We start from the raw sequence: 21,981 nt of genomic DNA, 5'->3' as shown, positions 1-21,981 counted from the left end.
CTACGGTCGTCAGGGGTTGCATCAGAGATCGCGGACTACGCGAAAGCCCAGCCAGTCGCCTTTGCTGGTCGGCCAACTGCTGTTGCGATTGCCGGAACGGGAGAACACCGGGGCTTCGCCCCAATCGTTGCCGCGCATGACCTGGCGTTCACAGTTGGCCTGCACCCACGGGCTGCCGTCGGTGGGTACGCCGGAATAGTCCTTGTGGTAGCAATCGGCGGTCCATTCATAGACGTTGCCGTGCAGGTCGTACACGCCGAATGCGTTGGCCGGGAAGGTGCCTGCCGGTGAGGTGAAGTTGTAGCCATCGGCAGCGCCGTAGGTGTTGGCGTGTCTGGAAATCTGATAGTCGGCACCTTCATCGAACGGGAACGGGAATGAACCCGTGCTGCCTGCACGGGCGGCGTATTCGCGGATCGATTCGCTCTGCAGGCGATAGGCCTGGCCGGTTTTCTTCGACAGCCAGTCAATGTAGCCCTGGGCTTCGGCAACGTTCATGCACACCGCCGGGTCCCGTGGTGTTTGCGCGAAGGTCGGTTTGCCGGCCGTGCAGCGGCGGCCCGGACGATCATCGAAATCGTAGGGTTTGTTCCCGGTGGCCTTGACGTAGGCGTCCCATTCGCTGACCAGCACCTGGAAGCGGCTGATGGCGAAGGGTTTGGTGAAGGTCACTTCGTGGCGCGGGCCTTCATCCGGCTCGCGTCCGACCTCATCGTCCGGCGTGCCCATGGTGTAGCTGCCGGTGGGCAGCACGACCATTTCCGGGCAGTCCTTGCAGTCCTTGAACACGTTGCCCGGTGCCGGCGGGGTGGAGGCCTGGGCGACAGCGGGCATGAGGTTGCCGAGCAGGGCCGTCAGCGCCAGGGCTGACAAGGTCTTGAGGGAGGATGACAGGAGGGGCTTTTTCATAAGTCGTCTCTAGTAAAGGAAGCTGTGTCTGCAAAGAGCGGGGCGCCACGCAACCCTGTGGCGGCGGTTCAGGCCTTCAGCTTTTTGCCGAGGATCGCCATGAACCGGTCCACTTCGTTCTCGGTGTTGAGCAGGCCGGGCGCGGTGCGTATCACCGGGCCGACGTCACGACTGACCGCGTCGCTGATGACGCGGTTTTTCATCAGGTACGCGGCCACTTCATCGCTGTCCTGGTCCTTGACCCGGAAGAAACTGAACCCGGCGCAAAACTGCGGATCGGCCGGGGTTACCAGTTCGATCTGAGGTTGCTCCTGCAGGCGTTGCTTCAAGTAGCTGTTGAGCTGATGGATGCGCGCCTGCACCTCGGCCGGGCCCAGTTCCAGGTGCAACTTGAAGGCTTCATCCACGGCCCAGCGGTGTTCGAAAGCGTGATAACCGCCCGGGGTCATGGTGTTGGAGAAATGCGTGGCTTCGGAGAACGTCGGCACGCTCGGGCTGACGTACTTCAGCTCTTCGCTGCGGCTGCACACCAGACCGGTGCCGCGTGGTCCGAACATCCATTTGTGGGTGCCGGCGATAAAAAAATCGCAGTTCATGGCCGGGAAACGCAGATCTTCGACCCCAAAACCATGCACGCCGTCGACCACGTAGATGATCCGGTCCTTGTCGTCGCGTTGCCGATTGTGTTCATCCACCAGGCGCGAAATGTCGCTGATCGGCAGCTTCACGCCACTGCCCGAATGCACCCAGGTCATGCCGAGCACTCGGGTTTGCGGGCGGATATTGCGGTTGATGGTGTCGAGGACCTGATCCGTCGAAATACTCTGCGGGTTGTCGAACAGCGTGATCTTGCGCACCTGGGTGCCGTCGCGCTTATTGCGAAAATCGAGGATGTTGCGGGTCGAGTAATGCTCGTGAACCGTGGTCAGGATTTCCTGGTCGGGGCGCACGTGCACGCCACCATAAATCATCGCCAAACCTTCGGTGGTGCTGCCAGTGAGGGCAATCTGCTTCGGTGTGGCCTGCAGGTATTTGCCGGCCCAGATCCGCACGTTTTCTTCACGCTGCTCGGTCACACCGAGCTCCCAGTCCATGGCCAGCCCCGGATTCAGGTCGAGCGCCGCGCGATGCCGGTTGATGGCCTCGCGCACAGGCCTTGGGTGCGAGGTCACCAGAAAGTTGGCGAAGTGAATGCAGTCCGGGTCCTGGTTGAACAGTTGACGCAATTGCGCCCACTTGTCCCGGGGCAGGGCTGGCTGGGGGGCGGCGAGCGCCGGGTGACCGAGGCTGGCGCCCAGCGGCAGGCCGGCGGCCAGAACGCCGGCCTGTTTCAGAAACGTGCGACGATCACTCATGGCTTGGCTGAATCCTGGCGAGATAACAGCGCTGGCTTCGCGGCTTTTTGTACCTGTTCCCAGACCCGCAGGAAGTTGCCGCCCCAGAGCTTGGCGATATCGGCTTCGGAGTAACCGCGCTGAATCAGCTCGGCGGTGACGTTGCGGATTTCGCCAACGTTTTCCCAACCCTTGATCCCGCCACCGTCGTTGAAGTCCGAGGCGATGCCGACATGGTCGATGCCGATCTTGCGCACCGTGTAGTCGATCGCATCGCCGAGGTCCTTGAGCGTTGCCTTGGGTTCTTCTTCGAGAATCGCGTACAGGCCGCTGGCGTACTGACCGAGTTTTTGTTCGGACCAGGCGGTGATAATCGGATCGCCCGGCATCAGCGCCATGGCCAGGTCAGGCAAGGGCGGCAGGTCGAAACGTGCGCGCAGGGCGTTGAGTTTGTCCTGGGTACTCTGGGTCAGCGGCTTGAGGTATTGCGAGAAGCCCACCACTTGAACCACGCCGCCGCTGTTCTTGATCAGCTGCAATTCCTTGTCGCTGAGGTTACGCGGGATGTCCACCGACGCCCGGGGCGCCGAGTGCGAGGCGACCATCGGCGTGCGGCTCAATTGCGCCACTTGCTCCAGGCCTTTGGTCGACATCTGCGAGACGTCGATAATCACGCCCAGGTCGTTGAGCCGGTGCACCGCTTGCTTGCCGATGTCCGACAGACCGTCGAGGGCATCGGGCGAATCATTGAAGAACGGCAGCGGCCGGGAGGAGTCGGCCCAGCTGTTGTTGCCGATGTAGCTGAAGCCAAACATGCGCATGCCGCGGGCGGCCCACAGGTCCAGTTTGCTCAGGTCATTACCCAGCGGGTAGGCGTTGAGCATGCTGATGAAAATGGCGAACTTGCCTTCGCCGTGCAGGCGGCGGAAGTCGTCAGGGGTGTAGGCGATCGCGACCTGGTTTGGGAAGTCGCGCACCAGCCCGGAGATGATCTTGTAGCGCACCTCCTGCTGATTGCGAGCTTCTTCGACAAAACCCTCGGTGGGGCGGTGCGGGGCATTCGGACCGTTCCACATTTCCGGCCAGCCGAACACCGTGAGCGCGGCGCCGGACAGGCGCCCGCGGCTGGCCTTGACCAGGTCGAACTGGCCGGAGCCATCCTTGTCGGCCTCGTTGCCATGGGCGCCAAAGCTCAGCGGTACGGTGATGTGGCTGTCGAAAGAGAGGATCCGCTCCTGCAGTTCGCTGGCCTGTTTCATCACCTTGACCGGATAGCCGGGGTTGTCCCGGAACCAGTAATCCCAGGCCAGGAAGCCAGCACCTGCACCGAGGGCCAGGGCCAGTGGCAGGCCAAGGTACACAGCCTTTTTCGAACGAGTTTTTGTCATTGCCATCTCAGTCAGGTTCGCCGTCGAGGTACAGGCGCAGGGGCCTTTGCTATCTGGGAAGAACGAGCGGCTGGCGAGGGAATTTAGGTGCGCGCTGAAAACATCGCTGTGAGCGATGGGCACTCTCTTTCACGGTGGCCATAAATTTCCCCCGCGAACAAACGTTCTAGCTTGGATAAAGCCTGCTTCATGGCTGACACAGGTAGGGCAATGACGATTTCTCGACGCTGGTTCATGGCGGGCCTGGCACTCACGGGCGCTGCGCTGCCTGCCGTTTTTTATGCACATCGTGAGCTGACCCGCGAGGAAGAGCCCATTACCCCGGGGGAGGCCACGGTCGATCTGGCGGACACTGCCGGTCAACACCTGGCTGACAGCCTGCGCGGGGTCTGGGATATCCGTTTCAGCGGCACCGACGCCGGGCTCGAAAGCCTGCCGCACGAGGGGCTGGAGCTGTTTATTGACATCGCCCACCGCGGGCGCGGTATGCGCGGCTACCTCGACACCGGTACCCGGCTGCGCGCTGAACAGGCGCCGGTTTATCAAGTGATCGGTGATCTGGCGCCGGGCAATGGCGCCGAGTTGTACTGGCGGCTGATACGCACCGACACGCCGATGGCGCCGCCCGTTTATGAATTCAAAGTCAAACTCGACGAGGTCTGGGCGGCGTTCGGCAATGCCGGTAGCGGCACGTTCAGCGGTCAGGTCATGCGTCTTGATCGGCCGCTTGCGTTGCCGGACCTCGACAACCGTTTTATCGCGATCAAGCGGCGGTTTCCCGAGGCGCGGGAGCGAACCGGCCTGAACCCGGAGCTGCTGGCGTGGCTGGTGGCGCCCGAGCACCGTTTGTTTCATCAGCTGTGGCATGCGTCCCGGGACAAATGGCACAAGCTCTCGGAAAAAAAGCGCGACGCGTTGCGCGGCATCGGCTGGCAACCCGGCCCACGAGACAAGGAACGCGATGCCCGCGGCCCGCGCAAGGATCGCAACGGCTCCGGCATCGACTTTTTCTTCATGCACCGGCGCATGCTGGGGCTGGCTCGTTCCAAACAGGATCTACCGTCGTGGTCGGCCTTCCCGATGCCGCAACCCGAGCTGGAGCGCGACCGCCAGGGTTTCGCCCGTTATTTCGACAACCACGATGGCAACGCGTTGCCGCCAACCTGGTTGACGGAGGGCGACGACGAATACACCAAGTGGGTCAGCGACATCAAAGCCGCCGAGACCTACCACAGCAACTTCCAGGTCTGGGAGTCGCAGTACCGTGACCCGCGTTATCTATCGAAGCTGACCCTGGGCCAGTTCGGTTCGGAAGTCGAACTGGGCTTGCACGACTGGCTGCACATGCGCTGGGCGTCGGTGGCGCGTGACCCCTCCAACGACATCGCGGTGCCAATGGCCCGAGATCAGGCGGACTTCGCCGCCCGCTGGTACGCCCCGGAAAACGACTTTCTCGGCGATCCGTTTTCGTCTCATGTGAACCCGGTGTTCTGGCGTTTCCACGGCTGGATCGATGATCGCATCGAGGATTGGTTCCGCGCCCATGAACGCTTTCATCCGGGCGAGCTGAATCGCCTGGAAGTCAACGGCGTGCCGTGGTTTGCGCCGGGGCGTTGGGTGGAAGTCGATGACCCGTGGCTCGGGCCGGATACCCATGGCTGCAGTTCCGTTGCGGGATTGCAGATCGGGCGCTCGGTGGAGATGGACCCGGAGACCATGAAGCTGGCGCTGCGCATTACCTTTGGCGACGAAGACAACATGACCGACCTGTTCCGCAAGGTGCCGCAACGGCCGTGGTATGCGCGACATCTGAAGGTCAAGGGCTGGAGGGTTTAATCCTCCAGTCCGCGTTATCGTTCAATCGCGAGCCGGCTCGCGAAAGGGGTATCAGGATTCACCCCGTCAGATAACCTGCCAACCCCCACCCAGCGCCTTGTACAGCGCAATGCTCGCCTGCAGCCGCGACAACCGCAGTTGCACATTCATGTCTTGGGCGGCATACAGCGTGCGCTGGGTCTGCAGCACGGTAAGCAAGTCTTCGGCGCCTGCCTGGTAACGACTCTGGGCGATGTCGAAAGCGGTTTGTGCCTGGATCAGTTCTTCGGTTTGCCACTGACGTTGTTCGTCGAGGCCGCGAATGCTGGTGAGGGCTTTTTCGACATCGGCGAACCCGTTAATGATTGCACCGCGATACGTTTCCAGCAGCTCTTGCTGGCGCGCCGTGGCCTTGTCGCGCTCGGCGCTCAAGCGGCCATTGTTGAACACCGGCGCCACCAGCCCCGAGGACAGGTTGTAGAACGTCGTGCGCAGCAGGTCCGAGGCCATATCGGCACCGGTGCCGAGGCTGGCAGTGAGGGTGACCTTGGGCAGCATCGCCGCGCGGGCGACCGTCACGTCCGCCTGGGCCGCGGCGAGTCTGGCTTCGGCACTGGCGATGTCCGGGCGGCGGCGTAGCAGCTCGCTGGGCACGCCGCTGGCGATTTCTGGCCATTGCAGTTGCTCGAACGGTTGCGGCGACAGTGCCAACCCTTGTACCGGTTGGCCGAGCAGCGCGGCCAGTGTGATCAGGGCTTCCCGCGCCTGTTGGTGCACCCGTGGCAATGTGCGTTGCCGTTCGGCGACCAGGCTTTTTTGCTGGGCCAGTTCCAGTGCGGTGGCGCTGCCGGCGTCGTAGCGGGTTTGCACCAGATGCAGGACGTTCTGCGCGTTCGCCAGGTTCAGCTCGGCGATCCGCGCCTGTTCGCGCAGCGACAGGGTCTGGGTGTAGCTGTTGGCGACACCGCTTTGCAAGGTCAGCTCCACGGTGGCGCGCTCGAATTCACTGGCCTGCACACCGAATACGGCGCTGTCCCGGGCGGCCTGTTTGCCGCCCCAGAAATCGATTTCGTAACTGGCGCTGAGTTCGGCGTCGTAGTAATCGAGTGAGCGATTGTTCGGGTTGACGTCCAGTTGGCTGTAGCCCTTGCCGTGCAGCAGGCGTTGGCGATTGCCATTGAGTCCGGCCTTGACCTCGGGCAGCAGGGGCGCACCGGCAATGGTCGCGCTGGCCTGGGCTTGCCGGACGCGGGCAACTGCGGCAGCGAGGTCATAGCTGCCCAATCGCGCTTGTTCGATCAGGCGATCCAGCTCCGGGCTGCCGAAGTGGGTCCACCATTGCCGATTGCCGTGCGCGGCCTCGGCGTTATTCGGCGACTGCCACGCAGCGGGGGGTTGCAAGCCGCTGTCGGGACGCGGCGCAGGGTTGCTGCAGGCCGCCAGCAAAAGGCTGGCGGCCAGGAGGGTCAAGTGGGCTTTCATAGGTCGATCATTCACTGGTAAGGGCCGTGACCGGGTCGAGCCGGGCAGCCTTGCGGGCAGGCATGAAGCCGAAAATGACACCGGTGACCAGCGCGCAACCGAAGGCGCCGAACACGGCGATCCACTCGAATGCCACAGCCACATCGCTGAGTAGCAGCACGCCGCCGACCAGCAACGCCAGGCCGATCCCGGCGAGTCCGCCGATCACCGAGAGCATCACCGCTTCGGTGAGGAACTGGCGCAGGATGTCGCGCTGACGGGCGCCGGTGGCCATGCGAATACCGATCTCGCGGGTCCGTTCGCGCACGGTCATGAGCATGATGTTCATCACGCCAATACCGCCCACCAACAGCGAAATCGCCGCGATGGAACCGAGCATCAGCGACAGCGTGCCCTGGGTCCGGGCCTCGGCCTGGATCATCGCGGCGTTGTTGGTCAGCTCGAAGTCCTTTTTGTCCTTGTGCCGGTGCAGCATCGTTTGTTCGATGGCCTGCTCGGCCTCCTTGACCTTGCGGGCATCCTTGGCAGCAATCACCACGTATTCGGGATTACGGTTGCCGAACAGGCGCACGCTGGCAGCCGAATAGGGCACGGCGATGCGGTTGTCACTGTCGGAGTCGCCGGAGCTGGAGCCTTTTTCGGCGAGGACGCCAAGCACCTGGAATGGCACGTTTTCAATCAGGATGTATTGGCCGATGGGGTCGGCGACGTCCTTGAGCAGCTTGTCGCGGACCTTTTTGCCGATCACCGCAACTGCGGCGCCAGTGTCCTCATCGGCCTGGGTGAAGTAACGGCCCTCGACCACCGGCCAGTTGAAAATGACCGGGAAGTTGGTGTCGTTGCCTCCCACATAGCTGGTGTGGTCGACGTTGCCGAAACGCACGCCGGCCGTCGCGCCGTTGACCGGCATGATGCGTTGCACTTGCGGCAACGCCGCCAGCGCGGCGACGTCGTCGAGGGTGATGATCCCTGGCGGCGTGCGCGGATTGGGTGCGGCGCCGCTCAGATAAATAATGTTGGAGCCGAAGGCGCCCATTTGCGCCATGACCTGACGTTTGCTGCCTTCGCCCACCGCCAGCATCACCACCACCGACGCGACCCCGATGACGATCCCCAGCAGGGTCAGCGCGGTGCGGAAGCGATTGATCCACATCACCCGCCAGGCCGCTTGCACGGCATCCACCAGTTCACCTTTCCAGGCCCCGGTGTTCTCGCTGCCGACACTCAGGCGCTGGCGCAGGTCCACGGCTTGCAAGGCGCCCGGCCTGGCGCTGCGCGGCGGTGCCGAGGGGGCGTCGGCGGTGTCGCTGATGATCAGGCCGTCGCGAATTTCGATGAGGCGGTTGGCGCGTTGAGCGACGTCCCTGTCGTGGGTGATCAGGATCACCACATGGCCCTGGCTGGCGAGCTCGTCGAGCAGGGTCATGACCTCGGCACCGCTGTGGCTGTCGAGGGCGCCGGTGGGTTCATCGGCGAGGATGATGTGGCCGCCGTTCATCAGTGCCCGGGCAATCGAGACCCTTTGCTGCTGGCCACCGGACAGCTGATGCGGGCGGTTGCCGGTGCGGCTGGCCAGGCCCAGGCGGTCCAGCAGGGCGGCGGCGCGGGCGTGACGTTCGGCCGCCGGGGTGCCGGCATAGATGGCCGGCATTTCAACGTTTTCCTGGGCCGAGCCGGAAGGGATCAAGTGATAGCCCTGGAACACGAAGCCGAACGCTTCGCGGCGCAGCCAGGCCAGTTCATCGCTGTCGAGGCGGGCGACGTTTTCGCCGGCGAACAGGTATTCGCCGCTGGTGGGGCGGTCGAGGCAGCCGAGAATGTTCATCAGCGTCGATTTGCCGGAGCCGGAGGCCCCGACAATCGCCACAAATTCACCGGCGTGAATCGACAGGTCAATGCCCCGCAGCACTTCCACCAGGGGACTGTCATTGCCGCCGTAAGCTTTGCGAATACCGCGCAGGTCAATCAGGGGCGTTTGCATTCAGCCTCCACTGCCGGTGGCCGGGGCGCTCAGCACGTGATCGCCTTCGGCCAGGCCATTGAGGATCTGCGTGCGCAGTCGGTCACTGATGCCGGTGCGCACTTGTCGCGGCTGCACATCGCCGTTGGCCGCGACCACTTGTGCCACCTGCGTGTCGGTCTCGGAGCCTCTCTGCAGTGCGGCGGTCGGTACGGTCAGGACGTTCTGCGCCTGTTGCGCGACGAAGAAAACCTGGGCGGTCATGTCGGTCATCAACGCGTTGTCGGCGTTGTCGACGTCGAGCAGCACGGTATAAAGCACCACCCGTTCGGCGCCGCTGCGTCCACTGGTGGGACTGCCGCCCTGGGATTGTTCGAGCGGGCGCGGTGGCACCGGGAGGATCTGTCGTACGGTGCTGCTCCAGCGGCGGGTGCCGCCACTAAGCGTGGTGAAATAAGCCGTCATGCCCGCTTTGACTTGGCCGATATCGGCTTCGGAGACTTCCGCCCACACGGTCATCGGTGACAAACGGGCGATGCGCAGGATCAGCGGAGTTTGTTGTTGTGCGTTGAGTGTCTGGCCTTCCCGGGCACCTACTGCCACCACCGTGCCGGTCATCGGCGCAAAGATCCGCGTGTAGCCGAGTTCGGCTTCGTCGCTGCGCAGGCTCGCCTGGGCCTGGCGAATCTGCGCCTGGAACATGTCGATGCGGGCCTGGGTGGCGCGCACTTCGGCGCGCGCGGTCTGCACGTCTTCTTCGCGCGTGGCGCCCCCAGCGGCCAGATTCTGCTGGCGTTGGTATTTTTGCTGCGCCAGGTCGTGCTGGGCGCGCTGCTCTTGCAGTTGGGCCTTGAGGTTGTCGATGGAAAAACGCCCGGCATCGAGCTTGGCTTTCTGCGTCGATGGATCGATCTCGACCAGCAACTGGCCTTCCTTGACCTCATCGCCAGCCTCGACGTGGATTTTCTGGATCTGCCCCGAAGCCTGGGCACCCACATCGACATAACGACGGGGTTGCAGGGTGCCGAGGGCGGTCACGCTGGTTTCGATGGTGGCGCGGGTGACCTGGGCCGTGGCCAGTTTTTCGCGCCCGGGGGGCAGCACTTGCCAGGCGGCGACCGCGATCGCGGGGATCAGGCAGAGTGCTACAAGCAGGGCGCGTCGGGTCGGACGGGGACGTTTCATGCAGGGTTCCAGCCAGAGTAAATCGGCCCGTCGTGCGGCGGCGCACACCGTTTGGCGCGCAACTGGACGCTGTCGGTCGGCCGACAGACACGGGAAGCTGTCCTGTAAACGAGAACCCTGGCCGGGAATTTAAGCCTTGATACAGGGGGTTACAGCTGCGCTACCAGGCTATTTCTCCGGCAAATGGATCAAGTACTTTAAATCTATATGAGAATTACTATAAATTACGCGACTCAAATTGCCACCATCGTGCTACTGCTCATTTGGCGGTCGCCGATCTGGCTCAAGGATAGAAACCGCCTGCGTGCGGCCGGGAGTCATGTTGGAAAACTACTATCGCGAGCTGGTGTGCTTTCTGAACGCCAAGCTGGGCAACCGTCAGGTGGCCGAAGATGTGGTGCATGACGCTTATCTGCGGGTACTGGAGCGTTCCAGTGACACGCCGATCGAGCAGCCCCGGGCCTTCCTTTATCGCACCGCGCTCAACCTGGTGATCGACGACCATCGGCGCAATGCCCTGCGGCAAGTCGAATCCCTGGAAGTGCTCGATACCGAAGAGCGCTACTTCACGCCGTCACCGCATACCAGCCTCGATCACGGGCAACGTCTGGCCATGCTCCAGCGCGCGCTGGCGGAATTGCCCAGGCTGTGCCGCGAGAGTTTTCTGCTGCGCAAGATCGATGGCCTGTCGCACCCCGAGATCGCCGAACACCTGGGGATTTCCCGGGCGCTGGTGGAAAAACACATCGTCAACGCCATGAAACATTGCCGGGTGCGTATCAAGCAATGGGACGCCCATTGATCCACACCCATTAAATTTTTTTTCATTGTCCTCGTTCCTACTCAACAGACGATCTGCTGTCCCCCCAAGGCCGGTCAGGTCACCCAGGCTTTATCCCCGCTGCTCCGGGGTTCATCCAGAGGACACTGGAAATGACACAGGCAATTGCATCGCCCATCGTTCACGACCTGATCGGCATCGGTTTCGGCCCTTCGAACCTGGCCCTGGCCATCGCCCTGCAAGAGCGCGTGCCGAGCCAGGGTGAACTGGATGTACTGTTTCTCGACAAGCAGGCCACGTACAGCTGGCACGGCAACACGCTGTCGACCCAGAGCGAGTTGCAGATTTCCTTTCTCAAGGACCTGGTGACCCTGCGCAACCCGACCAGCCCGTACTCGTTCGTCAACTACCTCAAGCACCACGGGCGCCTGGTGGACTTCATCAACCTGGGCACCTTCTACCCGTGCCGCATGGAGTACAACGACTACCTGCGCTGGGTCGCCGGGCAGTTCACCGAGCAGAGCCGCTACGGCGAAGAAGTGCTGACCATTGAGCCGGTGCTGCACAACCAGCACGTCGAAGCGCTGCGCGTGATCTCCCGCGATACTCAGGGCCAGCAACACGTGCGCACCACCCGTTCAGTGGTGGTCAGCGCTGGCGGAACCCCGCGTATTCCGGAGGCGTTCAAAGCGCTGAAGGATGATGGCCGCGTGTTCCACCACTCGCAGTACCTGGCGCAGATGGCCAAGCAGCCGTGCGTGGACAACCAACCGATGAGCATCGCGATCATCGGCGGCGGGCAGAGTGCGGCGGAAGCCTTTATCGACCTGAACGACAGCTTCCCGTCGGTGCAGGTGGACATGATCCTGCGCGGCTCGGCCCTGAAGCCGGCGGACGACAGCCCGTTCGTCAATGAAGTGTTCTCGCCGGAGTTCACCGACCTGGTGTTCCAGCAAGCCAGCAGTGAGCGCGAGCGCCTGGTCAACGAGTACCACAACACCAACTACTCGGTGGTGGACATCGACCTGATCGAACGCATCTACGGCATCTTCTATCGCCAGAAGGTTTCCGGGATTGCGCGCCATGCGTTCCGCACCCTGACCACGATTGAGAAAGCCACCGCCACCGAGCAAGGTATCGAGCTGGCGGTACGCAACAATGCCACGGGCGAAGTCACGGTTCGACATTACGACGCGGTGGTGCTGGCCACCGGTTACGAGCGGCAGATGCACCGCAAGCTGCTGGCGCCGCTGGAGGCGTACCTGGGCGACTTCGAAGTCGACCGCCATTACAAACTGATCACCGACGAGCGCTGCAAGGCCGGCATCTACATGCAGGGCTTCTGCCAGGCCAGCCACGGCTTGAGCGATACCTTGCTGTCGATCCTGCCGATTCGCGCCGATGAGATTGCCGGGTCGCTGCATGACCATGGCAAGTCCCGTGGGCATACTCGTTCGGTGATGGATTTGTTACTCGCCACTGCCAGCTAACCCCTCTCCCTGATCGTTCCCTCGCTCCGCGTGGGAATGCCTCCAGGGACGCTCTGCGTTCCAATGGGACGCGGAGCGTCCCGGGCTGCATTCCCACGCAGAGCGTGGGAACGATCATCATCCTGAACCCTTCCTGAAGAACCTGCCGATTCCCCCGGCACTCGCCCAAGCATCGTTTACTCTCCAGAAATCGGGGCGTAAGCTTCGCGCGTTTTCATCAATAGCGGAGACCCACAGTGGGTACTTGTTCGAGTGACAGTCGTCGGCCGGTTTCAGTGACCGGCCTTTTCTCGGCAAGCTAACGCGCAATTTTTTTGTGCCGTTACCTTGCTGACAAGCGAGTAGCGGCATCCCGATCGCGGCCAGTGGCGGCGCGATACCCGAGGTCCCTCTCATCGACGCTGAACCGTGCGTGATGTTCGACTTTCATGTCGTCATCGCGGCGACTCGACGCGCCTGCTCGACGGTTTCCCGGCTGACCTGGGGGCAACTGCCATGAACCTGACCTTGCTCAAGGAATTCTTCGCCGGATTCCTGCGCACCCGCCACATCGCCCGGCACTTCCGTCGCCTGGCCTTGCTGGAAAGCATCAACGACACCACGGTCAGCCGTGAAGTACCGCCGACCCTGGCGCAGACGTTGGTGTCCGCCGCCAACAGCGACACCGGCCATCTGCTGGACAGCCTCGGCACTCACAGCGATGGTTTGAGCGAACTCGAAGCCGACACCCTGCGCGAGCAATTCGGCCTCAACGAAGTCGAGCACGAACAGCCGCTGCCGTGGTGGGTGCACCTGTGGCACTGCTACAAAAACCCGTTCAACCTGCTGCTGACCTTGTTGGCGGCGGTGTCGTGGTTCACCGAAGACATCAAGGCCGCCGTGGTGATTTTCTCCATGGTGGTGCTCTCGACCTTGCTGCGGTTCTGGCAGGAAGCCAAGTCGAACCAGGCCGCCGACGCGCTCAAGGCCATGGTGAGCAATACCGCCACCGTGCTGCGCCAGGGCGCGCAGCGCATCGAGTTGCCGATCAAGCAATTGGTGCCCGGGGACCTGATCGTGCTTTCGGCCGGCGACATGATCCCCGCCGATTGCCGGGTACTCAGCGCCAAGGACCTGTTCGTCAGCCAGGCGGCGATGACTGGCGAATCCATGCCCGTGGAAAAATTCCCGCGCCAGCAGGACCGCGACACCGCCAACCCGCTGGACCTGGACAACATTCTGTTCATGGGCACCAACGTGGTGTCGGGTTCAGCCATTGCGGTGATCCTGACCACCGGCAACAGCACCTATTTCGGTGCCCTGGCCCAGCGGGTCAGCGCCACCGACCGGGCGCCGACTTCGTTCCAGAACGGCGTGAACAAGGTCAGTTGGCTGCTGATCCGCTTCATGTTCGTGATGGCGCCGCTGGTGTTGTTCATCAACGGCTTCACCAAGGGCGACTGGATGCAGGCGCTGCTGTTCGCGCTGTCGATTGCCGTGGGCCTGACCCCGGAAATGCTGCCGATGATCGTCACCTCGACGTTGGCCAAGGGCGCGGTGTTCCTGTCGCGCAAGAAAGTCATCGTCAAGCGCCTGGACGCGATCCAGAACTTCGGCGCCATGGACGTGCTGTGCACCGACAAGACCGGGACCCTGACCCAGGACAAAATCTTCCTCGCCCGGCATGTGGACGTCTGGGGCGAAGAGTCCGATGACGTACTGGAAATGGCCTACCTCAACAGCTACTACCAGACGGGCCTGAAAAACCTGCTGGACGTGGCGGTGTTGCAACACGTCGAAGTGCACCGGGAGCTGGAAGTGGCCACGGCGTTTGCCAAGGTCGATGAGGTGCCGTTCGACTTCACCCGCCGACGCATGTCGGTGGTGGTGGCCGAGCATGATCAACAGCACCATTTGCTGGTGTGCAAAGGCGCGGTGGAAGAAATCCTCGCCGGTTGCACCCGGGTTCGCCACGGCGACAACGACGAACCGTTGACCGATGAGCTGCTGGCGCGGATCCGTGAAGTCACCGCGTCTTTCAACGAAGAAGGCTTGCGCGTGGTGGCCGTGGCGGCGCGGCACACGCCCAAGGATCAGGCGGTCTACAGCATCGCCGATGAACAACAGATGACCCTGATCGGCTACGTCGCCTTCCTCGATCCACCGAAGGAAAGCACCGCGCCGGCCCTGCGGGCGCTGGCCGAGCATGGCATCGCGGTGAAAGTGCTGACCGGCGATAACGAACTGGTCACCGCCAAGATCTGCCGCGAAGTCGGCCTGGAGCAACAAGGCCTGCTGATGGGCAACGACGTCGAACGCATGAGCGACGCCGAACTGGCGCTGGCGGTGGAAACCACCAACGTCTTCGCCAAACTGACACCATCGCACAAGGAACGCATTGTGCGTCTGCTCAAAGGCAACGGTCACGTGGTCGGCTTCATGGGCGACGGCATCAACGACGCCCCGGCGTTGCGCGCAGCGGACATCGGCATTTCGGTGGACAGCGCGGTGGACATCGCCAAGGAAGCGGCCGACATCATCCTCCTGGAAAAAAGCCTGATGGTGCTGGAGGAGGGCGTGCTGGAAGGACGGCGGACCTTCGCCAACATGCTCAAGTACATCAAGATGACCGCCAGTTCGAACTTCGGCAACGTGTTCTCGGTGCTGGTGGCCAGTGCGTTTATCCCGTTCCTGCCCATGCTGCCGATGCACCTGCTGGTGCAAAACCTGCTGTATGACATTTCGCAGATTGCCATCCCGTTCGATAACGTCGATGCCGAGATGCTGAAGAAACCCCAACGCTGGCAACCGGCGGACGTCGGGCGCTTCATGCTGTTCTTCGGGCCGATCAGCTCGATCTTCGACATCACCACGTTTGCCTTGATGTGGTACGTGTTCGACGCCAACACCCCGGATCACCAGACGTTGTTCCAGTCCGGCTGGTTTGTGGTGGGGCTGCTGACCCAGACCCTGATCGTGCACATGATCCGCACACCGAAGATCCCGTTCCTGCAAAGCCGCGCGGCCATGCCGTTGATGATCATGACCGGGGTCATCATGGCCATCGGTATCTTCCTGCCGATGGGGCCGTTCGCGCACTACTTCAAACTGCAGGCGCTGCCGTCGCTGTACTTCGTGTTTTTGCCGGTGATTCTGCTGGCGTACATGAGCCTGACCCAGGCGGTGAAGGGCTTCTACATTCGCCGGTTTGGCTGGCAATAAAACGCTGTTGTGGCGAGGGAGCTTGCTCCCGTTCGGCGGCGAAGCCGTCGTCGAAGGGAGCCGCTTCGCAGCCCAGCGGGAGCAAGCTCCCTCGCCACAGGTGTTGCGCCAATGCCACATCGGTGTGGGACCTGCTGAAGACACATTTCAGAAGCGTCCTACATCGGTTTCAAGGTGTTTCGTCTAGCGTTAGGAAAACCCCGAACCAGTCGAAACCCATGTCGCTTCAACCCCTGCACATCCTGATCGCCGAACCCCAGCCACTTCTGCAACAACGCATGGCCAGACACCTCAACGAACTGGGCTATCGACGTATCACCCAGGTGACCTCCCTGCGCGAACTTCTGGACTTGACCCACTATTCCTACGAACCCTTCGAGGCATTCGACCTGCTGATCATCAACGGCGAGTTACTGAGCAGCGCCGGTGCCGATCCTCACCGGTTTTTCATGCGCAATGCGCAGGTCCGCCACGGTTTGATCCATGACGCACGTCGCGGCCAGGAAAAGCCCGAGCTGCTGTTTACCTCGTGCCGACGACAACTGAGCCTCATTCGTACGCCGGATCGGCAAACGCTCCAGGCTTTTATGCAAAGCCTTGAGTGGTGATCCAGTTCTACCGGCACTAGAAGGTTTATGGGACGTTTCCTACAGAGTTTCAGACGTTTCCTAATTAGCTTGCCCCGTGGTTCCTGGACAATCGTCGCACCCCAACCGACGAGTCGACGCCTTCCATGCCTAACCTGCCTCTGCGTGTCCTGGTGCTCGAAGATCACACCTTTCAGCGTTCCGTCGCCGTGAACATGTTGCGCACGCTGGGTTGCCACGAGGTATTCGAAGCCAGCGACGGCGCCGAAGCGCTGGAGGTCCTGGACGCGGTCGGCGCGGTGGATATCGCCCTGTGCGACTTGCAGATGGAAGGCATGGACGGCCTGGCCTTTTTGCAGCGGGTCGGCGCTTCGGGGCAGGTGAAGTCGATCATCATCAGCAGTGTGTTGTCGGCGGATTTGCGTCGGGCCGTGCATCAGATGGTGTCGCTGTCGGGCCTGGCGCTGCTCGGCGATGTGGGCAAACCGTTGCATGGTGAGGTGCTGGCGCAATTGTTGAACAAATACCTCAACAGCCCGGTTGCCAAGCCTTGGTCGATGCAAATCCCGGAGCTGGCCACCGAGCAGGAAGTGCGTGGGGCGCTGGCCGCCCGGCAATTGCAGGCCTGGTATCAACCCAAGTTCAACCTGCAAACCGGTGACGTGTGTGGGGTCGAGGTGCTATGCCGCTGGTTGCATCCGCTCAAGGGTGTGTTGTCGCCTGCGGTGTTCATGCCGGTGCTGGAGCGGTGCGGGTTGATGGATGAGTTGCTGTTTGCCCAACTGGATCAGGCGTTGAGCCTGCAACAACAGGCCAGGCAACATGGCTTCACGCTGAACATGGCGTTCAACCTGCAAACCTCGCAACTGGCCAATAGCGAGTTGACGTTCACCATCAAGGACATCCTGGCCCGGCACGCCACCGTGGGCGCGAGCCTGACGTTTGAACTCACCGAAAGCGGTCTGCTGGAGGCCCCGGCCACCAGCCTCGAAAGCCTGGTGCGTTTGCGGATGATGGGCTGTCGGTTGTCCATCGACGATTTCGGTGCCGGGTTTTCCTCGCTGCAACGCCTGTGTCAGTTGCCGTTCAACGAGATTAAGCTCGATGCCGAATTTGTCCGCACCCTGGAACACGAACCTCGTTGCCGCGCCGTGATCAGCAGCACCCTGGCGTTAGGTGAGGCGTTGGGGATGTCGGTGGTCATCGAAGGCATCGAAACCGAGGCGCAACGCCAGCAATTGTTGGCGCTGGGTTGCACCCAAGGGCAGGGCTACTGGTACGCGCGACCCATGAGCGGTGAGGATTTGCTGCAATGGTTGCCTTTGCGTGGGGCGGTGAGAAGTGATTTTTAGGAAAGGTCCTACAGAAAATTCAACAGGTGTTCCGTAGCCTTGCGCGACATGAATCTCTCACTCTCCCGAGGCAATGATGCCGAATAAAGCCTTACGAATACTGATCGCCGACGAGCAGCATTTCCATCGGATGAAAGTCGAGCGGCTGTTCAATCAACTCGATTACTTCCGTGTTGCACCCGCGCAAAATCTCGAAGAACTGCTGACCCTGGTGGAGTACGGTTGCGAGCCGTTCGATCTGGTGGTGGTCAATGCCGCCATGGCGCACGGGGCGCTGGACTGGTTGGGGTTCTTTCTGAACAACCCGCAAGTTCATTACGCCTTGATCTATGACGGTGAGCGGGCCCAATTGCCGCCGATTCCGGGATGTGCGCAACAAAAGGTTCAGGTCAGCCATGGGGTACTGCCCGATCTGGGCACCCTGGTGCATTTGATGACGGTGGTCGATCCGCCGATGCCGGCTGAAGACCAACCCTGGTTGACCCGGTTGTACAAGCAACAGCAGGGTTGACCGTTCGTCGGAACTGTCAGATCTGACAGGTGGTTTTGCCTGATCTCCCATGCAAAAGTCATTGCACAGCCGTTGCGTCTACACCGGGCTAATCCCGGTGGTATTCGGTGTGCAGTCGTCATGTCTTTGCACAAGGAGTTGCCATGAAGTCAGCGTTGATTGTGGACGATCATCCGGTGGTACGGGCCGCAGTCAAAATTGTCCTTGAGCAGAAGGGCTTCAGACGCATTTTTGAGGCGTCGAACGGTAGCGAGGTGATGTCGCTGTTGCGCGAGCATTCGCCGGAGCTGTTGGTGCTCGATCTGGTCATGCCGTCCCTCGACGGGCTTGATGTGCTGGAGCGAATCAGGGCCAGTGATCAGTCGTGCCGGGTGCTGGTTTTCTCGTCCCTGGACCCGCAGCATTTTCAAGAGCGTTGCATGCGTGCCGGGGCCCTGGCCTATGTCTCCAAAACCAACGACTTGAGGCATTTGCACGAAGCGGTGCACGCGCTCATGGCCGGCTACACCTATTTCACCCAGTTGCCAGCGGTGTCGCGGGACAGTCTGCAAAGTACCGAAAAACAACTGATCGACTTACTCTCCAATCGCGAACTGACCATCTGCCAGCACCTGGCTCGCGGCATGAGCAACAAGGACATCGCCAGGGTCATGCACCTGAGCCACAAGACCGTCAGCACCTACAAGACGCGCCTGACTGAAAAACTCAGAGTGCCTTCGTCGGTGTACTTGCGTGAATTTGCCAAACGCAACCATCTGATCTGAACGAGCCAGACCATGCGTGCCTGTCTTTTGCTGCTGATGCTGTTGACCATGACGCATGCAGCGGCCGAGCCGGTCAGCCAGCACCTGCTCGGACGCTCCACCGTGGACGGCTACGATGTGCGCCTCGATGACAAAGACTGGGAATGGCTGCGCAACAAGCGGGTCTTGCGTCTCGGTGTAACGGGCCCGGACTACCCGCCGTTCGAGGTGACGCGCAATCACGATGAACTGGAAGGCATCACCGCCGACTACGCCGATCTGCTGGCTCAACTGCTGCACGTCAAGATCGAGGTCCGGCGTTACGCCACGCGCGACGCCGCCATGCAGGCACTCAAGGTCGATGAGCTGGATCTGCTCGGGACGTCGAACAACTTCGAGGCGGCCGATCCCGAACTGATGAGTTCGCGGGCCTACGCCGAAGATCAACCCATGCTGGTCACCCGGCTGGACGAGCAAGTGCCCGAGGACCTCGCCGGCAAGCGCATCGCCATGGTCGATGACTATCTGCCCGCCGCAAGCATCACGGCGTTCTATCCCGAGGCGAGTCTGCACCTTTATCCCTCGACGCTTGAAGCCATCGGCGCCGTAGCGTTCGGCCAGGATGACGTCTACCTGGGCGACTTCATCAGCGCCAATTACCTGATCAACAATAACTACCTGAACAACGTTCACCTGGCGGGGCCCTCCGGGCTGGACGCCAATCCGTTTGGCTTTGCCCTGGCCCGCAGCAATGCGCGGCTGACGAGGATTGTCGATCAGGCACTGGCCGCGATTCCCATGGACCGGCGCGATGCCATCGAGCGGCGCTGGAGTGCGGACCGGGCCAACATTTCCGGCCAGCAACGTGTTCGATTGAGCCCCAGCGAACAACACTGGCTGGCTCTGCACCCGACGTTAACCGTGGGCGTTGTCGAAGACTTCGCGCCACTGACATTTTTCGATGCCCAGGGGCGCTTCAGCGGCTTGACCGCGCAATTACTCACCTTGATCAGCCAGCGCAGCGGCTTGACCTTCAAGGTCCTGCGCAGCCGTTCACTGGATCAGCAGGTCCAGCAACTCAAGGCCGGGGAGATTGACCTGTTGCCGGCGATCATTCCCAGCCGCGAATGGGAAGGCGAGTTGCGCTTCACCCGCGCGTACCTGAGCAACCCGTTCGTGCTGGTCAGCAGCGCGACCCCGGGCAGCCCGAAAACCCTGGATGATCTGGCCGGAAAACGCCTGGCGATCTACCACAGTCATCCGTTGCGCGAGTACATTCGGGCGCGCGCGCCGGACATTCGCCTGGTGGAGGTGCAAGGCCCGGCCCAGGGCCTGGAGTCGGTGATCAAAGGGCAGGCTGATGCGGCCCTCAGTTCACTGATGCTGACCCGTTACCTGATTGCCCGGCATTACCGCGAGCGCTTGCGGATCAACAGTACCGTGGGCGACGAACCGGCGCGCATCACCCTGGCCACCGAACGCGGTGCGCTTGAGCTGCACTCGATTCTGAACAAGGCCTTGCTGAGCATTCCGCCCCAGGAACTGGACGAACTGGTGGCGCGCTGGAGCAACAACGAGGTGGTGGACGACAGTTATTGGCTGCGTCATCGCCGCGCCATTTTTCAAGGTTTTGCCGCTGTCGGCGCCTTGCTGTTACTGGCGTTGGGCTGGATCGTCTGGCAGCGCCGGCAGATTCGCCAACGCCAACAATGGTTGCAGCAGTTGCAGGACGCCAAGGACGCCGCCGACGACGCCAACCGGGCAAAAACCACGTTTCTGGCGACCATGAGCCATGAAATCCGCACGCCGATCAACGCCCTGATCGGCATGCTCGAACTGGCCCTCAAACGCTCCGAAGAGGGCATCACCGACCGTTTCGCCATTGAGGTGGCGTCCGGTTCCGCGCAGCAGTTGCTGGCGTTGATCGGCGACATTCTGGACATCGCCCGCATCGAGTCCGGGCATTTGTCGCTGACGCCGGAACGGGCCAATCTGCACGAATTGACGGCATCGGTGTGCCGGGTTTTCGAAGGGCTGGCGCGGCAGAAAGGGCTGGATTGGCGGGTCGAACTGGACGAGCACAGTGACTGCGATGTGTTGATCGACCCCCTGCGTTTCAAGCAAGTGCTGTCCAATCTGTTGAGCAATGCCATCAAGTTCACTGAAGAAGGTCAGGTAAGCCTGACCTTGCGCGCCGAGCCCGGGATCTCCGGCCATCGGGTGGTGAGCGTGGTGATTGAAGACAGTGGCATCGGCATCAGCGCCGCCGACCAGCAGCGGCTGTTCAGCCCGTTCGTCCAGGCGGGCAAGACGCCGCAATCCGGCCGCAGCGGTTCAGGGCTGGGCTTGGTGATCAGCCGTTCCTTGTGCGAAATGATGGGCGGGCGATTGCAGCTTTACAGCACGCTGGATGGGGGCACGCAGGTTGAGGTCAGTCTGGATGTGCCAGTCCTTCAACCCTTGGTTGGCGACGTTGTGCCGCCCAATGGATTGTTACTGCCGACCCGGCAGTTAACGATTCTGGTGGTCGATGATTACCCGGCCAATCGGCTGTTGCTGTCGCGACAACTGAGTTATCTGGGGCACCGGGTGCTGGAGGCCGAGGACGGCGAACAGGGGCTGGAGCAATGGCGCCGCCAGCCGCTCGATGTGCTCATCACCGACTGCAACATGCCGGTGCTCAGTGGGTATGAACTGGCGATGGCGATTCGTGATGAAGAACGCGCCCAAGGCTTGCCCGCCACGCTGATCCTGGGCTTTACCGCCAATGCCCAGCCCGAGGAAAAGCGCCGTTGCCTTGAGGCCGGCATGGATGATTGCCTGTTCAAACCGATTCGTCTGGGGGATCTGAGCGCGTGGCTGGCGGCCAGGTTTCCGGGCGAATTGAACGCTGCGGATATTCCGTCACCACCGGCATCAGAGATTGACTTGAGTGGCCTTGAGCAATACGTCGGCAGCGACCGCACCTTGATCAATCGCCTGGTGCACGATCTGGCGGTGACCAATCGTGAGGATCGTCAACACCTGCTTCAGGCGCACGCGGCGGGCAATCGCCAGGACCTCCAAGACCTGGCGCACCGCATCAAGGGCGGTGCGCGCATGGTCCGGGCGATCCGGCTGGTCGAGTGTTGCGAGCAACTGGAAATGGCTTGCGCCGAAGGCCGTGCGGTGTTGATCGACGAGGCCGTCGAACGCTTGCAGCAGAGCATGGCGCGCCTCGACCAGAGTCTTGGCTAGCGCACG

15 protein-coding genes are annotated in these 21,981 nt (G+C 61.9%); 9 read left to right on the top strand and 6 right to left on the bottom strand.

Going from position 1 to position 21,981, the window contains the following annotated elements:
• Positions 1-21 precede the first annotated feature (21 nt).
• From pvdO to pvdM, 3 genes are all read right to left on the bottom strand, one after another.
• Positions 22-909: a dihydropyoverdine dehydrogenase gene (gene pvdO / locus ACY4LX_RS23660; protein ID WP_463258005.1), complete on the bottom strand. Its 888-nt coding sequence runs from the start codon at positions 907-909 to the stop codon at positions 22-24.
• Between the two features lie 68 nt (positions 910-977).
• The gene (pvdN, locus tag ACY4LX_RS23655; protein ID WP_463258004.1) at positions 978-2,264 is read right to left on the bottom strand and encodes a pyoverdine-tailoring periplasmic protein PvdN; all 1,287 of its coding nucleotides are present in this window, start codon (positions 2,262-2,264) and stop codon (positions 978-980) included.
• Positions 2,261-3,631: a pyoverdine-tailoring dipeptidase-like protein PvdM gene (gene pvdM, locus ACY4LX_RS23650; protein ID WP_463258003.1), complete on the bottom strand. Its 1,371-nt coding sequence runs from the start codon at positions 3,629-3,631 to the stop codon at positions 2,261-2,263. Before pvdM ends, pvdN begins: the two co-directional genes overlap by 4 nt.
• Before the next feature lie 210 nt (positions 3,632-3,841).
• Here pvdM and pvdP point away from each other — a divergent pair, with 210 nt between their 5' ends.
• Entirely contained in the window at positions 3,842-5,467 is a 1,626-nt protein-coding gene (gene pvdP, locus ACY4LX_RS23645; RefSeq protein ID WP_463258002.1) for a pyoverdine maturation tyrosinase PvdP, read from the top strand.
• 66 nt (positions 5,468-5,533) lie between these two features.
• Here pvdP and ACY4LX_RS23640 read toward each other — a convergent pair whose 3' ends face one another.
• Genes ACY4LX_RS23640 through ACY4LX_RS23630 form a run of 3 tightly spaced genes read right to left on the bottom strand, consistent with a single transcriptional unit; the run spans position 5,534 to position 10,073 of the window.
• Positions 5,534-6,928 carry an efflux transporter outer membrane subunit gene (locus ACY4LX_RS23640; protein WP_149661301.1) on the bottom strand — a complete coding sequence of 465 codons (1,395 nt, stop codon included), beginning with the start codon at positions 6,926-6,928 and terminating at the stop codon, positions 5,534-5,536.
• 7 nt (positions 6,929-6,935) lie between these two features.
• Positions 6,936-8,909, bottom strand: a complete 1,974-nt coding sequence (locus tag ACY4LX_RS23635) for a MacB family efflux pump subunit (RefSeq protein ID WP_149661302.1) — start codon at positions 8,907-8,909, stop codon at positions 6,936-6,938.
• Positions 8,910-10,073 carry an efflux RND transporter periplasmic adaptor subunit gene (locus ACY4LX_RS23630; RefSeq protein ID WP_463258001.1) on the bottom strand — a complete coding sequence of 388 codons (1,164 nt, stop codon included), beginning with the start codon at positions 10,071-10,073 and terminating at the stop codon, positions 8,910-8,912.
• 319 nt (positions 10,074-10,392) lie between these two features.
• Between ACY4LX_RS23630 and ACY4LX_RS23625 the strand changes: the two genes are divergently transcribed.
• The 8 genes from ACY4LX_RS23625 (at position 10,393) to ACY4LX_RS23590 (ending at position 21,975) form a co-directional block, all read left to right on the top strand.
• On the top strand, positions 10,393-10,875 hold the full coding sequence (locus tag ACY4LX_RS23625) for a sigma-70 family RNA polymerase sigma factor (RefSeq protein ID WP_429515590.1): 483 nt from the start codon (positions 10,393-10,395) through the stop codon (positions 10,873-10,875).
• Positions 10,876-11,006: 131 nt separating this feature from the next.
• Complete coding sequence (locus ACY4LX_RS23620) at positions 11,007-12,344, top strand: lysine N(6)-hydroxylase/L-ornithine N(5)-oxygenase family protein (RefSeq protein ID WP_463258000.1); 1,338 nt, start codon at positions 11,007-11,009, stop codon at positions 12,342-12,344.
• Between the two features lie 495 nt (positions 12,345-12,839).
• On the top strand, positions 12,840-15,545 hold the full coding sequence (gene mgtA / locus ACY4LX_RS23615; protein ID WP_463260642.1) for a magnesium-translocating P-type ATPase: 2,706 nt from the start codon (positions 12,840-12,842) through the stop codon (positions 15,543-15,545).
• A gap of 218 nt (positions 15,546-15,763) precedes the next feature.
• On the top strand, positions 15,764-16,153 hold the full coding sequence (locus tag ACY4LX_RS23610) for a hypothetical protein (protein WP_149661307.1): 390 nt from the start codon (positions 15,764-15,766) through the stop codon (positions 16,151-16,153).
• 125 nt (positions 16,154-16,278) lie between these two features.
• Positions 16,279-17,484, top strand: a complete 1,206-nt coding sequence (locus ACY4LX_RS23605; RefSeq protein WP_463257999.1) for an EAL domain-containing response regulator — start codon at positions 16,279-16,281, stop codon at positions 17,482-17,484.
• A 76-nt stretch (positions 17,485-17,560) separates the two neighbouring features.
• Positions 17,561-17,995, top strand: coding sequence for a response regulator (locus ACY4LX_RS23600; RefSeq protein ID WP_463257998.1), 435 nt, complete (start codon positions 17,561-17,563; stop codon positions 17,993-17,995).
• A gap of 143 nt (positions 17,996-18,138) precedes the next feature.
• Positions 18,139-18,759, top strand: a complete 621-nt coding sequence (locus ACY4LX_RS23595; protein WP_149661310.1) for a response regulator transcription factor — start codon at positions 18,139-18,141, stop codon at positions 18,757-18,759.
• 12 nt (positions 18,760-18,771) lie between these two features.
• Positions 18,772-21,975 carry a transporter substrate-binding domain-containing protein gene (locus tag ACY4LX_RS23590; protein WP_463257997.1) on the top strand — a complete coding sequence of 1,068 codons (3,204 nt, stop codon included), beginning with the start codon at positions 18,772-18,774 and terminating at the stop codon, positions 21,973-21,975.
• The last annotated feature ends 6 nt before the right edge of the window (positions 21,976-21,981 follow it).

This window comes from Pseudomonas sp. Emmai (assembly GCF_055179735.1).
This window is presented reverse-complemented; position numbering and strand designations above follow the sequence as displayed.

Excerpts from the sequence above, each read along its gene's own strand:
- pvdO (WP_463258005.1), bottom strand. The coding sequence starts at position 909 with ATGAAAAAGCCCCTCCTGTCATCCTCCCTCAAGACCTTGTCAGCCCTG.
- pvdN (WP_463258004.1), bottom strand. The coding sequence starts at position 2,264 with ATGAGTGATCGTCGCACGTTTCTGAAACAGGCCGGCGTTCTGGCCGCC.
- pvdM (WP_463258003.1), bottom strand. The coding sequence starts at position 3,631 with ATGACAAAAACTCGTTCGAAAAAGGCTGTGTACCTTGGCCTGCCACTG.
- pvdP (WP_463258002.1), top strand. The coding sequence starts at position 3,842 with ATGACGATTTCTCGACGCTGGTTCATGGCGGGCCTGGCACTCACGGGC.
- ACY4LX_RS23640 (WP_149661301.1), bottom strand. The coding sequence starts at position 6,928 with ATGAAAGCCCACTTGACCCTCCTGGCCGCCAGCCTTTTGCTGGCGGCC.
- ACY4LX_RS23635 (WP_149661302.1), bottom strand. The coding sequence starts at position 8,909 with ATGCAAACGCCCCTGATTGACCTGCGCGGTATTCGCAAAGCTTACGGC.
- ACY4LX_RS23630 (WP_463258001.1), bottom strand. The coding sequence starts at position 10,073 with ATGAAACGTCCCCGTCCGACCCGACGCGCCCTGCTTGTAGCACTCTGC.
- ACY4LX_RS23625 (WP_429515590.1), top strand. The coding sequence starts at position 10,393 with ATGTTGGAAAACTACTATCGCGAGCTGGTGTGCTTTCTGAACGCCAAG.
- ACY4LX_RS23620 (WP_463258000.1), top strand. The coding sequence starts at position 11,007 with ATGACACAGGCAATTGCATCGCCCATCGTTCACGACCTGATCGGCATC.
- mgtA (WP_463260642.1), top strand. The coding sequence starts at position 12,840 with ATGAACCTGACCTTGCTCAAGGAATTCTTCGCCGGATTCCTGCGCACC.
- ACY4LX_RS23610 (WP_149661307.1), top strand. The coding sequence starts at position 15,764 with ATGTCGCTTCAACCCCTGCACATCCTGATCGCCGAACCCCAGCCACTT.
- ACY4LX_RS23605 (WP_463257999.1), top strand. The coding sequence starts at position 16,279 with ATGCCTAACCTGCCTCTGCGTGTCCTGGTGCTCGAAGATCACACCTTT.
- ACY4LX_RS23600 (WP_463257998.1), top strand. The coding sequence starts at position 17,561 with ATGCCGAATAAAGCCTTACGAATACTGATCGCCGACGAGCAGCATTTC.
- ACY4LX_RS23595 (WP_149661310.1), top strand. The coding sequence starts at position 18,139 with ATGAAGTCAGCGTTGATTGTGGACGATCATCCGGTGGTACGGGCCGCA.
- ACY4LX_RS23590 (WP_463257997.1), top strand. The coding sequence starts at position 18,772 with ATGCGTGCCTGTCTTTTGCTGCTGATGCTGTTGACCATGACGCATGCA.